General features: G+C 72.5%; 11 protein-coding genes and 1 pseudogene. 7 read left to right on the top strand and 5 right to left on the bottom strand.

The features are described from left to right. The first annotated feature begins 312 nt into the window (after window positions 1–312). From ACFVFS_RS38920 to ACFVFS_RS38895, 6 genes are read left to right on the top strand one after another with little or no spacing between them, the layout of a single operon-like run. The gene (locus ACFVFS_RS38920; protein WP_380629750.1) at window positions 313–747 is read left to right on the top strand and encodes a hypothetical protein; all 435 of its coding nucleotides are present in this window, start codon (window positions 313–315) and stop codon (window positions 745–747) included. Next, window positions 744–1,721, top strand: a complete 978-nt coding sequence (locus ACFVFS_RS38915) for a hypothetical protein (RefSeq protein ID WP_380629749.1) — start codon at window positions 744–746, stop codon at window positions 1,719–1,721. The genes ACFVFS_RS38920 and ACFVFS_RS38915 overlap by 4 nt, the downstream gene beginning before the upstream one ends. After that, on the top strand, window positions 1,718–2,692 hold the full coding sequence (locus tag ACFVFS_RS38910) for an AAA family ATPase (RefSeq protein ID WP_380629748.1): 975 nt from the start codon (window positions 1,718–1,720) through the stop codon (window positions 2,690–2,692). Before ACFVFS_RS38915 ends, ACFVFS_RS38910 begins: the two co-directional genes overlap by 4 nt. Further along, window positions 2,689–4,794, top strand: a complete 2,106-nt coding sequence (locus tag ACFVFS_RS38905) for a hypothetical protein (protein WP_380629747.1) — start codon at window positions 2,689–2,691, stop codon at window positions 4,792–4,794. Before ACFVFS_RS38910 ends, ACFVFS_RS38905 begins: the two co-directional genes overlap by 4 nt. Continuing rightward, a complete protein-coding gene (locus ACFVFS_RS38900; RefSeq protein WP_380629746.1) occupies window positions 4,791–6,197 on the top strand; it encodes a hypothetical protein in 1,407 nt (468 codons plus the stop codon). The genes ACFVFS_RS38905 and ACFVFS_RS38900 overlap by 4 nt, the downstream gene beginning before the upstream one ends. Then, window positions 6,194–10,144: a tetratricopeptide repeat protein gene (locus ACFVFS_RS38895; RefSeq protein WP_380629745.1), complete on the top strand. Its 3,951-nt coding sequence runs from the start codon at window positions 6,194–6,196 to the stop codon at window positions 10,142–10,144. Before ACFVFS_RS38900 ends, ACFVFS_RS38895 begins: the two co-directional genes overlap by 4 nt. A 38-nt stretch (window positions 10,145–10,182) precedes the next feature. Here ACFVFS_RS38895 and ACFVFS_RS38890 read toward each other — a convergent pair whose 3' ends face one another. From ACFVFS_RS38890 to ACFVFS_RS38875, 4 genes and pseudogenes are all read right to left on the bottom strand, one after another. Further along, window positions 10,183–10,464, bottom strand: a complete 282-nt coding sequence (locus ACFVFS_RS38890) for a hypothetical protein (protein ID WP_380629744.1) — start codon at window positions 10,462–10,464, stop codon at window positions 10,183–10,185. Between the two features lie 26 nt (window positions 10,465–10,490). Then, window positions 10,491–11,365, bottom strand: a protein-coding gene (locus ACFVFS_RS38885) for an IS5 family transposase (RefSeq protein WP_380629743.1) whose coding sequence is annotated in 2 segments (ribosomal slippage) — window positions 10,491–10,973 and window positions 10,976–11,365 — 873 coding nt in all. Because the reading frame shifts where the segments join, the coding sequence is not laid out codon by codon here. Between the two features lie 60 nt (window positions 11,366–11,425). Continuing rightward, window positions 11,426–12,154 carry a L,D-transpeptidase gene (locus tag ACFVFS_RS38880; protein ID WP_380629742.1) on the bottom strand — a complete coding sequence of 243 codons (729 nt, stop codon included), beginning with the start codon at window positions 12,152–12,154 and terminating at the stop codon, window positions 11,426–11,428. Beyond that, a pseudogene (locus ACFVFS_RS38875) lies at window positions 12,147–12,681 on the bottom strand (SigE family RNA polymerase sigma factor). Before ACFVFS_RS38875 ends, ACFVFS_RS38880 begins: the two are co-directional and overlap by 8 nt. A 398-nt stretch (window positions 12,682–13,079) precedes the next feature. Between ACFVFS_RS38875 and ACFVFS_RS38870 the strand changes: the two are divergent. Then, window positions 13,080–14,405 carry a HEAT repeat domain-containing protein gene (locus ACFVFS_RS38870; protein WP_380629741.1) on the top strand — a complete coding sequence of 442 codons (1,326 nt, stop codon included), beginning with the start codon at window positions 13,080–13,082 and terminating at the stop codon, window positions 14,403–14,405. A 63-nt stretch (window positions 14,406–14,468) separates the two neighbouring features. Here ACFVFS_RS38870 and ACFVFS_RS38865 read toward each other — a convergent pair whose 3' ends face one another. Continuing rightward, window positions 14,469–14,828 carry a transposase gene (locus ACFVFS_RS38865; RefSeq protein ID WP_380629751.1) on the bottom strand — a complete coding sequence of 120 codons (360 nt, stop codon included), beginning with the start codon at window positions 14,826–14,828 and terminating at the stop codon, window positions 14,469–14,471. Window positions 14,829–15,051: the final 223 nt, after the last annotated feature.

Below are 15,051 nucleotides of genomic sequence, written 5' to 3'. Positions count from 1 at the left end.
CTCACGCGAACACGCCGCCACCGCCAGCCCGCGACGCCCGCCCCGCAGCGACCACGCCTCCGCCGTCTGCTCCAACAACTCGATCGTCGGCACCAGTGCTGACAAGACAGTTAGCCTGATGAGTCACACCAGCACCTGTCCGAAAAGCCACAACCTGCAGCAGCATCAGCATGCTCCGCCAACCAGCGCCTCCAGTCACACCCGCCCGATGCCGGGGCGGTACCGGAATGATTGGTGATTGAGATTCAGGACGGTCTGTTGGAAGGGGAGTTGACCGTAGGATGATCCCGTCGCTCGTGCCTGAGGGGGGTCATGACGAACGAGGATGTCAGGCGGGCGCAGAACCGGCTGGGTCGGCTGATCGACACCGGCGCCCGCCCGGCGGAGGTCGACGCGGAACTCGACGTCACCGCCGAGGAGCGGTCCGACGAGGTGCGGTCCCGCCTCGAAACGCTGTTCCGTGCCCGGCCGGGGGTGCGCGCGGTGATGATCCGCCTGGACGGGCGGGACATCGGGATCGCGACTCCCCACCGGCTGGGCCTGACGGCCGGAACCGCCAGCGAGCAACCCGAGTTCGGCGCGGCCGACCGGGCCACGCTGCCGGGGCTCTCCCAGCAGTTCAAGGCGATCCGGTTCGTCTGCGCCGTCCCCGCCTGCGACCGCGCGAGCGTCCTCTCGTACTACGATCCGCGCACCCTCCCGGCGTGCGACGTCACCGGTCACGGCACGATGGAGCTGCGGCGATGAACCTTCCCGGCACCCTCAAACCGCCGGCCGAACTCGGCGCCGGCCGGCGCTTCTTCCTGCTCGGCTACCTGCCGACCTACGCGGCGCTGGTGTTTCTCCTGACGCTCGTGTGGGCGGGCGCCCGCGGCTGGGCGGCGCCCGAGGGGTCGGGGCTGAGCTTCAAGGCCGCCTGGGCGACGGCCGCCGGACTGGGTGCCGGCGAACTGGTGGCGCTGGTGCTCGCCGTCACGCTGCTGGGCGTCCTACTCAACCCCCTCCAGCTCCCCCTCGTCCGGCTCTTCGAGGGGGACTGGCCGCGGCTGCTGGGCGGCGGCCGGGCCCTGCGCCGCCAGGAGCGACGCAAGCGCGCCCTGGAGACGGCCTCCCTGTTGCCCCAGGGCACGGGCGCCACGCTCGGCCCGGAGACGGTCCAGCGGGCCGGGGCGGCCGGGCAGGAGCTGCGGCGGCGCTTCCCGCTCCCCGACCACCTGCTGCGTCCGACCGCCCTGGGCAACGCGCTCGCCGCCCTGGAGGACAGCGCCGGGCGCCCCTACGGCCTGGACGCCGCGGCGGCCTGGCCCCGGCTCCACCCGCTGCTCGGCGCGGAGGTGCGCGCCCTCGTCGACGACCGGCGCGACGCCCTGGACGGCGCCGTACGGATCGCGGCCGTCATGACGGCCACCGCCGTCGCAGCGGGCGTGCTGCTGCTGCGCACCGGGTGGTGGCTGCTGCTGGCGCTGGTCCCGCTGCTCGTGGCGGCGGCAGCCTACCGCGGCGCGGTCCAGGCGGCGCTCGGCTACGGGGAGAGCGTCCACGTGGCCTTCGACCTGCAGCGGACCGAGCTGCTCAAGGGGCTGCGGTTCGCGGTGCCCGCCCGCCAGGGCGACGAACACGCCCTCTTCACCGAGCTGAGCGACTTCTGGCGCCAGGGCATCCCGGTGGACCCCGCCCGGACCTACGCCGTCGACGGAGGCGGCACTGGAGGAACCCCATGACGGCCCCGGCCACCGGGCGGCGGCGGATCCTGCCGTACTCCCTGCTCGTCGGTCAGCAGGACCTCCGCACGGCCCTGGAGATCGCCCACGTCGACCCGGCGGTCGGCGGGGTGCTCGCCACCGGCCAGCGCGGGACCGCCAAGACGACCACCATCCGCGCGTTCAGCCTCATGGTCGCGGGCGAACTGCCCGTCACCCTGCCGATCGGGGCGACCGACGACCGGGTGCTGGGCGGCTGGCAGATCAAGAAGCTGATGCAGGGGGCGGCGGAACCGGAGGACGGGCTGCTCGTCGAGGCCTCCCGCTCCGCGTCACGGATCCTCTACATCGACGAGATCAACCTGCTCGACGACTACCTCGTCAACATCATCCTGGACGTGACCTCGACCGGACTCCTCAGCGTCCAGCGCGAGGGCCTGGCCGAACAGCGCCAGGAGGTGGACTTCACCCTCGTCGGCACCATGAACCCCGACGAGGGCGGGCTCCGGCCCCAACTCCTCGACCGGTTCGGCCTGGTCGCCGACGTCGCGGCGGAGGAGGAACCCGAGCAACGGCAGGAGATCATCGAGACGGTGCTGCGCTTCGAGGCCGAGCGCGACGACCCGGAGTCCGCCTTCCTGAACGACGCGCTGGCGAGTGACGCGGCCCGCAGGGCCGAACTCGACGCGGCCAGGGAGCGGCTCGGCTCGGTCGCCTACGGAGCGAACACCCTGCGTGACTGCGGCAGGCTGGCGGCCGAGTTCCGCGTCGTCGGCCACCGCGGCGACCTGGTCCTCTGCCGGGCCGCGCGGGCCCTGGCCGCGATCGAGAACGCTCCGGAGGTCACGGCCGACCACCTGCGGCGGGTGGCCCGACCAGCACTGGTCCACCGTCGCTCCACCGGGCAGTCGGGCTCGCTGCCAGCCTGGGGGGCGGAGCAGGACCGGCAGGTAGCCGAGGTGCTGGCGGTCCCGGCCGGACGGCAGGCGTGACCTCCGTACCCACCGCGCTCGCCCGGGTACTGACCCTGCTCGACTGCGTGACGGCGGAGCGGCGGCTCGGCGGCCTGCTGCTGTTCGACCTGGATCCGGCACTGCTGCCCCTGCTCGGCCGGCTGCTCGCCGAACGCCTGGCCGAGGGAGCGGAGAGGGCGCTGCACGGGGGCGCCGCCGGCCCGGACGGACCGAGCGGGGAGGGCGCGGCCCGGTCGCTCGGCCCGATCGTCGTCCTCGGGGCCTGGAGCACCGCCGAGAGCATCTGGCTGCCGACCGCGCCCGCCCACCACGGCTTCGCCCTGCGGCCCGGCACCCTCGTCGAGCAGGACGACGACGGCCCGCCGCCGGTCGCACTGGTGCCCGATCTCGAACACGCCCCGCTCCCCGTCGTCCAGGCGGCGCTGGCGCTGCTCGACTCCGACGCCGCGTCCGTGGAACGGCTCGGGCACAGCCTGCGCTGGGAGCCCCGGACCCGCTGGCTGGCCGCCCTGCCCCGCGCGGCGGCCGCCCGGCTCTCCCCGCACCTGCTCGACCGCTTCCCACTGCGGGCCGACGCGGGCGACCTCGCGCGAATCCTGCACGCGCTGCGCACCGAAGGGCCGCGTCGGCCGGTCCCGGACGCGGCGGCGAGTGCCACCGCCCGGCCGCCCGAAGCGCCCGCGTCGCCCGGGGCACCCCAGGGACCCGAGACGCCCGAGCCTGCCGACGACCTGGCGCTGCTCCGCGCGCTGATGCCTGAGCGCCGCTGTCGGCCGCACCCCACACGCCTCCCCCGGCTCGGCCCCGAAGCAGCCGCCCTGGTCGTCGCCCTGATGCCCGGCAGTCCCGGCCGGCGCCGGGACCTCGCGCTCGCCCGCACGGCCCGGGTGCTGGCCAGCGGCGCCGAGCAGATCGGCGCGGAGCATGTGCGCGAGGCCGCCCGGCTGCTCGGCCTGACCACGCCGCAGGCCCCCGCGCCACCCCGCCCGGCCGCCCCGCTCCCGGCCGCACCGCCCGTGGCTCCGCCGCCCCCGACCGCGCCCGAACCGACCACAGCGGGCACCCTCGCGAGTCCGCCGACCGCCGACCCGGCCGGTGCGCGATCCGCGGTCGTCCCACCGGCCGTCCGCGCGCTGGACCCCGAACAGGCCTCAGTGGCCGGGGAGAACCCCGGTCCGCCCTACCCGGAGGACGACCCGGCGGCGCTGCCCCCGTTCGCCTCCCTGCGCTCTGACCGGCACCGCTCCGCCGCCGAACGGCCGACGGGCGGGCGGCGCACCGGCGTCCGCCCGGCCCGCGACCTCCACGACCTCGCCCTCGTTCCCACCCTGCTGGAGGCCGCGAAGTTCCAGGCGGTCCGCCGGCCCGGGGCGCCGTCCCGCCCGGACGCGGCGGACCGGCCCGGTGCACCGCACGGTGCTCCGCCCGAGGCGCCACCGGGCCTGGCTGTGAGCGCCGCGGACCTGCGGCAGTACCAGCGCACCCGGGACAGCGGCCGGGCGCTGTTCCTACTGCTGGACCACTCGTGCCGCGCGGGCTGGGACCTCGGCCCGCCACTGGCGCCGTTCCTCCGCTGGGCCTACCGGGAGAGCGCCGCCGTCACCGTCGTCGAGTTCGGCCACCACGGTGCCCCGAACGAGACCACCGCCGAACGGTACCGGGCGGCCTCACTCCTCGACCCGCGGATCCTGGCGTCCGTCGGACGCGTCCCGGGCGCGGCCAGCCCGCTCGCGCACGCCCTGGACCTGACGGCCCAGGAGCTGCGCCGGTTCCACCGGAAGTCCCGGGGCAACCACCACGAAGCGGTCCTGGTCGTGGTGACCGACGGCCGCGGCAATGTGCCACTCGACGCCAGCCTGCTCGGCCGGGTAACGGCCCGGGTCGGACGGGAGGGCGTCGGCGACGCGCTCACCGCGGCCGCCGCCGTACGCGCCCTCCCCCGCACCCGCACCGTACTCGTAGCCCCGGAGACCGGTCTCCACCCGGACCTCGTCTTCGACCTCGCCGAGGCCCTGGACGCCGAACCGCTGCTGGTAGCGGCCGACCCGGCGGGACCACCCACCGCGCCGGCCCTCCCTGGTGGCGCGGGCCACCGCCCCGAGGCAGGTCCGCCACGATGACGACCCCGCAACCACCGACCGTGCGCGGCCTGCTCGCCGCCGACGCCGGCCTTCCCGCCCCGCGCCCCGCCGTACGCCCGCCGGCCGCGCCGGCCCCCGAAGACGTCGAACGACCCGGACCGCGCGACGAGTTCGAGCCCGGCTGGGCGGGCCTGGGCGAGGCCCTGCCGCCCGGGACGGCGATGCTCTGCGTCACCGGCAGCGGCTCCTCCGAGCAGCCCAGGATCTCGATGACCTGGCACCACGCGCGGACCGTGCAGACCGCGCCCAGCCCGCCCGAGCTGCCGCAGCTCGGACTGTCGCTCGCCCGGCTGATGAAGGACGCCACGAACGCCGCAGACGCCCCGGTGCGCACCGGATGCGACGGCCCCTGGTCCACCGCCTACCACCAGGTGCGAAACTGGTGGCTCTACCAGAACGCCCTGGTCCGCTGGATCCGGGACCTGATCGCCTCGACGCCCCAGCCGCAGCTGGTCGTCTGGGACAACACCCCGTACAACATCCCCTGGGAGCTCTTCTACCACGAGCCGTCGGCGGCCTCGGGCGGCGACGGGGCCTGGCTCGGTGAGCTGGTCCCGGTCGTCCGCTGGACCAGCGTGCACGACGGGCCTCGGGTGTGGGACTACTCGGCGCCGAAGCACGCCAGCAAGGGCGGGCTGGTGATGCTGCTGGACGGGGACCTGGACGTGCCGCTCGGCGGCTTCCCGGAGTACCTCGCCGATCCCCCGTACCGGACAGTCGACGACCTCATGGCACGGCTCGACCGGCCGGACGATCCGCTCGGCCTGATCATGATCCGCGCCCACGGTTCCTACTCGGAGTCGGCAAACGCGTTCACCATCGGCGGCCGGTCGCTGAACCGGTTCACCGGTTACCCGATGCGCACGCTCCAGGAGTCCGGGCCACCGGTTCTGCTCAACTCGTGTGCCTCCGGGCAGGCCATGCAGGACGAGCAACTGCCGGGGCGGCCGGTGCGCAGCTTCGTCGAACTCTTCCTCCGCAAGGGCGCGAGCGCTGTCGTGGCGGTCATCGGCGACATCGACATCGACCACTCCCACGACTTCGCGGCCCGCCTGCTGGAGGACGCCGCGGACCGGCCCGTCAACCTCGCCGCCGTGCTCCGGGAGCACCGGCAGCACTACGCGAAGCGCACCCGGGATTCCTCCGGCAAGGACGAGCAGAGCATCGAGAAGGACTTCAAACTCTTCCTGACCAGTTTCCTGTACGTGTACTACGGGCATCCGGAGACCACCCTGCACCTCACCCACCCCGGCGCCGCCGCGAACGGGGAAGCCCTGGCCGCGACCGCCACGGCGGGGGCCGGTGCGAGAAGGACCGGCTCGACAGGGGTCGGGCCAGCAGAATCCGGGCCGGCAGGGTGCGGCGAGGGGACGGAATCATGACACCGCCGTCGGTGCCGTTGCGTCCACTGGTGAGCCGGCCGGACGTGGTGGAGCCCGGGCGCAGCTACCTCGTCACGGTCGACGTCGAGATCGCGGGCGAGGGCCCGCTCCCCGACTGGCCTTACGACCAGGAGGAGTTCGCGATCGGCTGCGTGCTCTCGGGCTGTCCCGGGATCGAGATCGAGGCCCTGGGTTCGGCGGCTGTCGTGCTCCACCGGTACGGCGGGACGTACGGTCCGGCGCGCTTCGTGGCCCATGTGGCCGAGGACCTGCGGCTCACGGACGGCGTCTTTGCTACCGGAGCCGGGGGGCCGGGCCTCCAGCTCACGCTGGTGACGGCTGGCGGCATCCCGTTCCGCACCGTCGAGCTGCCGATCGGCCTGGCTCCGGACGTGGGTGGGCCGGCGGAGGAGCCGCCGACCGTGCCGTTGCGCCCCCGGGCGAGGCGGACGGTCGCTCCGGTGGCACCGGAACCGGAGGCCCATACGCGGAGCGGTCGGCCGGACGGTTGGCCGCGGGGACGGGTGGTCGGCGTCACGGTGCCGGTGGCCGGTTCGTCCGGGGCGGCGTACCAGGTGTCGGGTCACGAGATCGCGCCCGGCCTGGTGCTGACCGCACTGCCCGACCGGCCCTACTCCGACACCGTGGTGGAGGTGTACCGAACGGCGGAGGACCAATGGCTGGGCGGCTACGTTGTGTGGACCGGGACCGGCAAAACCCTGGAGGGCATCGCGTTGATCCGCCTGGACGACCGCGCTCCGGCCCTCGCTCCGGCCGCGGCCACCGTCCGCTGGGGGCGACTCGTCACCGATTCGGTCACGACGGAATGCCGGGTGGCCTGGGCGGACACACCGTTCGACCGACGGCCGGACAGCCTCCGTTCTGCCGTCGGAACACTCCGCCCGGCCGGCCCGAGGAGCGAGCGTTCCATCATGACCCTGGGCTTCGCACCCGGGAACTCGTTCCGGGAGGCGGTCGCCGGATGCGCCGTGTTCTGCGGCGACCTGCTCACGGGCGTCGTGACATCGTCCCATCGGCAGCGGGCCGACTTCGTGGTGGTGCCCAGCTCCCAACTACTGGCGGACCCCTCGTTCCGCGACACGCTGCTCCGGCACCTGCCGCAGACTGTCCTGTTCCTCGAACCCGTCGAATGGCTCGAGTTGGCCGATGCCTTCCCGGCACGCCCCCGGTCGACCTGGAGCACGCCCGCCGCGCTGCTCCAGGCCCGGTACCAGGTCCTCCCGTACCGCGGCCGGGCCGCCGAGCTCGCCCGGCTCCGGGACTGGGCACGCGAGCCGGGCGCCGACGTGCGGCTGATCCACGGCGCCGGTGGCCAGGGGAAGACCAGGCTCGCCCAGGAGCTGATCAATCTTCTCAACGCCGAGGGCTGGGCGCCGCTCTGGCTGCGCGCGGCCGCTGCGGGGGGCCTCGACCGGCTGACGCGTGCGGCCGCACCGACGCTGATCGTCGTGGACTACGCCGAAGCCCGTGCCGACCAGCTCCGGGCGCTCCTGAGAATCGCCGCCGACCGTGAGCGATCCGGCCTCCCGTTCAGACTCCTCCTCCTCGCCCGGACCGCGGGCGACTGGTGGCACGCCCTGGCGACCACCGGTCCCGCCGTCGCCGGTCTCCTCGACCGCGCCGAGGTCGTCGCGCTCCCACCGTGGCAGGAGGAGTCCGACGTCCTGCCCGAGGAGGAGTACGTGCGCGCGGTACGCGGCTTCGCGACCGAGCTGAGCCGGGTACCCGGCTGGGAGCAGCACGACTGGCCGCACATCGCGGACCGTCTCGTCGACCCGTCGCGTCTCGACGGCCACCTCGTCCCGGGGGCGGACCGGACGCTTCTCGCACTCCACATGACCGCGCTGGCCGATCTCCTGGACACCGCCGAACAGCTCGCCCACGACTCCGTGGACGAGGAACCCGCCCTGCGGCCCGAGGAACTCGAGGACCGGCTGCTCAGCCACGAACAGCGCTACTGGTACGGTCTCGCCGACGCGTCGCGGTTGAGGCACGCCCTGTCCATGGAAACCCTGCGGAGCGCCCTGGCTGTAGCCTTCCTGTTCGGAGCCGAGGACCGTACGGAGGCCGACGAACTCCTCAACCGGGTCCCCGCCCTGGCGGACCAGAGTCGCGACCGCCGGGACGCGGTCCGCTCCTGGATCTCCGCCGTGTCGCCGTCCACCCGTTCCCGCCCGTGGGAACCGCTCCAACCCGACCGTCTGGCCGAGCGCTTCGTCGGCCGAAGGCTCGTGGAGGATCCCGCCCTCGTCCGTCACATCGTGCCCGGCGCCTCCGCCGCGCAGATCGCCCAGCTCCTGACCGTCTACGCCCGGGCCGCCACCCACCGGGTCTTCGGGAACCTGCTCAATGACGGGCTCACCACCCTCTGCGTCCACCACGCCGATGTCCTGGGGCCCGCGGCCGTCGAGGCCGTCACCTGGTCCGAGGCGCCCGAACCGCTCCTCGAAGCCCTGGAGCTGATCACCGCAGCGCCCGATCTCCCCCTGGCCGAACTGGAGCGGCTGGCCCGGCGCCTCCCCAAGCAGAGTGAGCGGCTCGCCTCCTGGGCCGTCCGGCTCACCAGGCGCCTCGTCACCGAGTATCGCGCACTCGCCGAGTCCGACCCCCGCCAGCTGCCCCGACTCGCCGAACACCTCAACGACCTCGGCCTGCGCCTCACCGCAACGGGGCGGCACGAGGAGGCCCTGAGCTTCACCTCCGAGGCGATCGACCTCTGGCGGAGGCTGGCCGAGACGACACCCGACCCCCATCTGCCCGGCCTCGGGAGGGGGCTCAACAACCTGGGCATCAGTCTTTCGGCCGTGGGCCGCTTCGACGAAGCCCTCTCCGTCACGGCGGAGGCCGTCAACGTCCGGCGCCGACTGGGCGAAACGGACCCCGATGCCTACCGGCCCGACCTCGCCGCCGCCCTCAGCAATCTGGGCAGCCGGCTGGCGACGATGGGCCGGCACGAGGAGGCGCTGGCGTCGAGCCGTGAAGCCGTGCAGATCTACCGGCACCTCGCCGAGGGCAATCCTGATGCTTTCCTGCCCGACCTCGCCGGGAGCCTCGTCAACCTGGCGGGCGAGCTGGGCCAGCTCGGCAGACACGGCGCGGCGCTGGAAGCGGCGGCCGAAGCGGTCGGCCACTACCGTCGGCTCGCCGACTCGAACCCCGACGCCTACCTACCCAACCTCGCCAACGGCCTCGACAGCCTCGCGATCCGGCTCGCTGATGTCGGCCGTCACGAGGAGGCACTGCACAGCAGCACGGAAGCCGTCTCGATCCGTCGCGCCCTGGCGGCGGCCAACCCCGCCGCCCACCTGCCGGATCTCGCGAGGAGCCTCCACAATCTGGCTCTCGGCCTGGACCAGGCCGACCAGCGAACGCCCGCGCTCGACGCCATGGCCGAAGCGGTCTCCATCCACCGCAGCCTCGCCAAATCGAATCCCGCAGCCTTCCTGCTCGACCTGGGCATGAGCCTCAACAATCTCTCGGTACTCCTCGGCCGGTCCGGAGAAGCGACAGCCGCACTGGACGCCGCTCAGGAAGCGGTCGCCCTCTACCGGCGGCTCGCTACGTTGATACCTGCCGCCTTCCTCCCCGGCCTCGGCACGAGCCTCGTCGGCCTCATGACGTTCCTGAGCGACCTGGGCCGTTTGGACGAGGCCCTGGCGGCAAGCCACGAAGCCGTCAGGATCCGGTACACACTCGCCTCGTCGGACGCCCAGGCCGGGGTGACGGCCCTGTCGACCGCTCTCCGTGCGCTGGCAAGGCGACTGGAGTACGCCGGCCGCACCGAGGAAGCCTCCGAAACACTCGCAGTGGCGACCGAAATCGGCCGCGCCGAAAGCCACTCGGTCACCGTGCGACACGACGCCCGGGGTGAACAGGCCGTACGGGCAACCGTATGGCACGACCACGGCGGGAGCAGCGCCAACTAGGGTCTGTTGCGAAAGTGGATCAAGGTCGCCTGCGTGGCTCACAACCCGCGGATGGCTTCGGCAAGGTTGGGGCCGTAGGACGCCCAGCAGATGAGCGAGCCGTCGGCGGCGAGCTGCCCCATGAACCACTCGTCGTCAGCTCGGGCGAGGCACAGGTCGTGGAAGGACAGGATCACGTCAGGCTGAAGGACGTCGTAGTCCGCGGAGCCGGGCTGTTCGACAACGACGAGTCGTTCAAGCGAGAGCAGATCCGCTTCGGCGTCGCCGGAGACGGAACGGATCCGCTCGATCGTCCATCCGTCGGGGAGATCTGCGTTCACTGCCGCATGGTCGCACCCAGGGCGCCTCACAGCCATTCGTTTATGGCGGCGACCAGCACCGTCGCGTGATAGCGGACGGCGAGCTTGTCGAACCTCGTGGCGACCGCGCGGTGGCGCTTGAGCCGGTTGATCCCACACTCGACCGCGTGCCGCTGCTTGTAGTCGTCCTTGTCGAACTGGGGTGGACGGCCGCCTCGGGAGCCGAGCTTCCGGCGGTTGCGGATCTGGTCCGCCTTCTCCGGGATCGTGCACTTCACGCCGCGTCGGCGCAGGTAGGAGCGGTTCGCGCGGGAGCCGTACGCCCTGTCCGCGCGGACCCTGTCCGGCTTCGTGCGGGGGCGGCCGGGGCCGGTCCTGGGCACTCGGATGGCGTTCAAGACCGGCTGGAACTGGGGACTGTCGTGCCGCTGGCCGGCGGTGACGAGCAGGGACAGCGGCTTCTGTCCCTGCTCGACCGCCAGGTGTAGCTTGGTGGTCAGCCCGCCGCGCGAGCGCCCGAGTCCGTGGTCGTCGGGCTCAGTGTCGACGCCGCCGGGAGGCTCCTTCTGCAGATCCCCCTTTTACGCGCTCCAGCGGCGTGCTGGTGGGCGCGCGCGATTGTGGAGTCCACGCTCACGTCCCACGTGATCAGGCCTTTTGCGTCGGCCTCGGCCTGCAACTGCTCGAAGATGCGCTTCCAGGTGCCGTCACGCTGCCACCGCCGGAACAGGTCGTAGGCCCGGTCCCACGGCCCGTACCGCTCAGGCAGGTCGCGCCAGGGCACCCCGGTCCGAGTCCGCCACCGTATGCCGTCGATCAACTGTCGACGAGTCCACGTCCGCGGGCGGCCCGGCTTCTTGCCCGCCGGCAGCAACGGCTCCAGCCGCTCCCCCTGGCCGTTCGTCAGATCACCACGTCCCACAGACCGTGATCATCTACGACCTTGATCCACTTTCGCAACAGACCCTAGTTATGGTCGGTGTCACCGGGGCGCGGGCCGATCCGGGTCCACCACGCTGACGGGGTCGCCGACCTGCACATGGTCGAAGAACCAGCGGGCGTCCTCGGTGCTCAGCCCGACCGCCCCGTAGGTGCGGTTCTCGTGGCCGAAGGTGCCGGCTCCGTACCAGTCCATGCCGCAGACGAACGTCGAGCGGCCGTCCTCGGCGACCAGACGCACGCACCAGGGCAGCGTCACGTCGTACTCGTCCCCACCGGACGGCCGCGGCGTCAGCCAACCGCTGCTGCTGCTGCTCACGTGCAGCGAGGCCTGCTTGTCCGCGACCTTCATGGTGCCCGTCGGAGTGGGGAAGTCGGCACGGCCCGCGGTCGCCGGCAGGGTCTTGAGTGTTGTGGTGCCGGACTGGATCCGGACCGTGTGCGCGGTGAGGTCCACATAGGCGGCCACCTCCCCCGTCGACGGCGCGGCGCTCGCACTCGCCGAAGGCGTGGGCCAGGGGGTCGCCGGTGCGGCGGCCTCCTGCTGACGCCCCAGCGAAACGGCACCCGAGCCCAGCAGCCCCACCCCGCACACCGCTGCGGCCACCGCCAGCACCGCTGCCCGCCGCCTGCGCCGCCGGCCCGCACCCCGGCGGCGCACCGTGTCGTACGGCAGCGGCAGCGCCACAGGCGCCTCCGCGTACAGCCCGCGCAGTGCCGAGGAGAGCCTGTCATCATGCTCGGAACGCGAGTGGTTCTCCAGCTCAGGCACAGTGGTCCATCCTTTCCGCGCTTCGCGGGGCGCTTCCCGCCTTCGGTTCGTCGCGCAGGTGCTCCGCGAGCGCGGCGCGCCCCCGGGAGAGGCGGGCCTTGATCGTGCCGATCGCCGCCCCGGTCTCCTCGGCTACCTGCTGGAGACTCAGATCACACAGGTGGAAGAGCACGATCGCCTGCCGCTGCACCGCCGGAAGCCTGCGCAGCGCCACCACCAGGGCAGTGTGCTCCGGGCCCGGCCCGGACGCCGCCTGCGGCAGCGCCTGAACGCGCTCTCGCTCCAGCACCCGGCCGCGACGGGCCCGCCGCCACCGACTGACCGCCAACCGCCAGGCGACCGTACGGATCCACGCCTCGGGCGGGCCGTCGTCGGACGAGAACCGGGCACACCTGCCCCAGGCCCCGTACGAAGGCCTCCTGGACCGCGTCCTGTGCCTCGCTGAAATCCCCCGTCATGGCGTGCAACTGCCCTACCAGCGTGGAGAACGAGGACAGATAGAACGCGCTGTACTCCTCGTCGGTCATCCCGTGTGCCGCTCCGTTCACTCGATCGGACGCCCCTGCATCCACCAACTCCACGCACGGCACGCGGACCGGGTTGCACCGGATCCTGCGGCGGAGCCGGCGGGAGGCGCAGCACAGAACGGCAGCGCCAGTGACGGGCAGGACTGCGCCACGTTCATCGAGACGGGGCACCTGTCCACGGACCGGTTCAACTGGGACGCCGAGCGAATTGGACCAGATCATCCGAGACAGGGACCAGATCGCCTGCGACAGGACAGACGTGACGGCTCCCGCGGGTGGTCTGCGAGTGTCCTCTGACAGATGATCTTGACCGATTGACAGGCGACTTTGACCGCTGGACTCGAGGAGACGACTCGTTGGCAGAACCAGTGTCAGCGGTGCATGCAAGCGTACGGATCATGAAGCGATCCGACGATCTCCTGGCAGGGCTGGACGACATCGACTGGTCGGCCTTGCGGCACGCCTACGGCAGCGCCGAGGACGTGCCCGGCCAACTCCGTGCAGCGTGCGGGCCGGACGAGAAGGCCCGGGAGAGTTCCTTCAGCAGCCTGTTCGGCAACATCTTCCACCAGGGCACCCGGTACTCGGCCTCTCCGTACGCTGTTCCGTTCCTCACCCGGATCGCCGTTGCAGGCCCGGCCGACGCCCGAATCAACGCCCTGCTGCTGACCCGCCTGGCCGTCGACTGGCACGACGAGTACGACCTCCCGCTCGGCATCGACACCGCCGCATGGCGCACCGCGGCCATCAGCCCCGAAGAGAATCTGCGCTGGTACGACGAGCAGATCGCCGCCGAGACCGACGAGGAGCGGCTGAAAAACCTGGGAGAGGGACGGAAGTACTGCGCGGCGGGGCACCCCGTCGACGCCCGCGAGGGCGCACTGCGCTCCTACGACGCGGTCCGCGCCCAGCTCCCCGCTCTGCTCGAACCGCTCGACGACCCGGACCCGGAGATCCGCACCAGGACCGCCTACCTCCTCGGCTGGTTCCCCGAAGAGGCCGACACCACCCTGCCCCCGCTGCTGGCCCGCCTCGACAGCGAGCGGAACCCGGCCTGCGTCGCCACGGTCCTCGTCGCGGTCGGGCTGCTCACCGACCACGACCCGGACGGCCGGCTCCGACGCCACCTCGACCACAGGCACCCCCTGCCGCGCTGGGCCGCCGCAACCGCCCTGACCCGCCTGATGGCCGCGCACCCGACCGCCGCGCCCGACCTGCCGCCGGCGGAACGCATCGCCGCCGAGCTCGCCGCCTTCGACGCCGGACCGATCCCCGAGGCCGCCACCGCGCACCACGCGGGCGACCTGCACAGCTACACCGTCCGCAGCCTGCTGTGTCTGATGGACGCCGCCGAGGACCCGGACGGGGTCCTTCTGGAGATCGTCCGCACCCTGCCGCGCATCGTGGAGACCGGAGTCTCGCCCCGCCCGCTGGCGGCCCGCGCCGACAACCTGCTGAAAGCCCTGTTCGAACCCTCGGACACCGTGCCGGTGTTCGCCGAACTCTCCCAAGGGCGCCGAGAACTGCTGACCGTCCTGGCCGAACTGCTGACCGCCGAGGACTTCCAGTCCTGGCCGTTCGGCTCCGACCTCCACGAGCGGTTCACCCGGTACGGCCTCCCCGGCACCCGCCCCGCCCTACGCGCCTACGTCGGCCTGCCCACCGAAGGCGAGGACCCGAACGCACCCCTGGCCGACCCCTGGGCACCGTTCCGCGACCGCTGAGAACACAGCCCTTCACCGAACGCTGATCAAGATCGGGTGGCAGAAACCCGGCACCGGTCAAGGTCACCCGGCAAGGCCAAGGTCGCCTGTCAGAGGACAGCTGGTCGGCGACGGGCTGGTGGAGAACGCGGCGATGCCCCAGTCGGCGGGGGACGTCCGGGCGACCAGGCAGATGCGCTCGCGCACCTGGTCACTGATCGTCTTCGGGCGCCCCCCGCTCCATTTTGGGTCCAGTGCGTCGAACCCCCGCTCGTTGAAAGCGTGGATGACATCGCGCACGTAGTCCTCACCGACCCGCAGCAGCGAGGTGATGTTCCGCACCGGCTGGCCCTGGGCGGACATCAGCACCACGATCGCCCGCCGCAGCCTCACCGGGTCCTTCGACGTGCGGCCGATCCGCTGAAGTCGTCGACCCTCCTCCATACTCACCGGCCGGACGAACACTCCCGGAGGACGACGCCCCACGACCACCTCCAAGATCAGGTCCCGGAGACAGCCTGACGGACCAACCAGCAGTCGATCAATTTCCTGGTCGACCTACCGAGCAGAGCCACTAGGGCGCGTATTTGGTCGTGATCAAGCGGCTCTGGTGAGGTCCTTGATCCAGATCATCGCGCCACGAAGGTGGAGGCCGGCGAGGTAGCTC

The organism is Kitasatospora sp. NPDC057692 (genome assembly GCF_042799475.1).
Lineage (GTDB): Bacteria > Actinomycetota > Actinomycetes > Streptomycetales > Streptomycetaceae > Kitasatospora.
The sequence above is the reverse complement of the archived record's forward strand: the minus strand, read 5'-3'. Positions and strand labels throughout refer to the sequence as shown.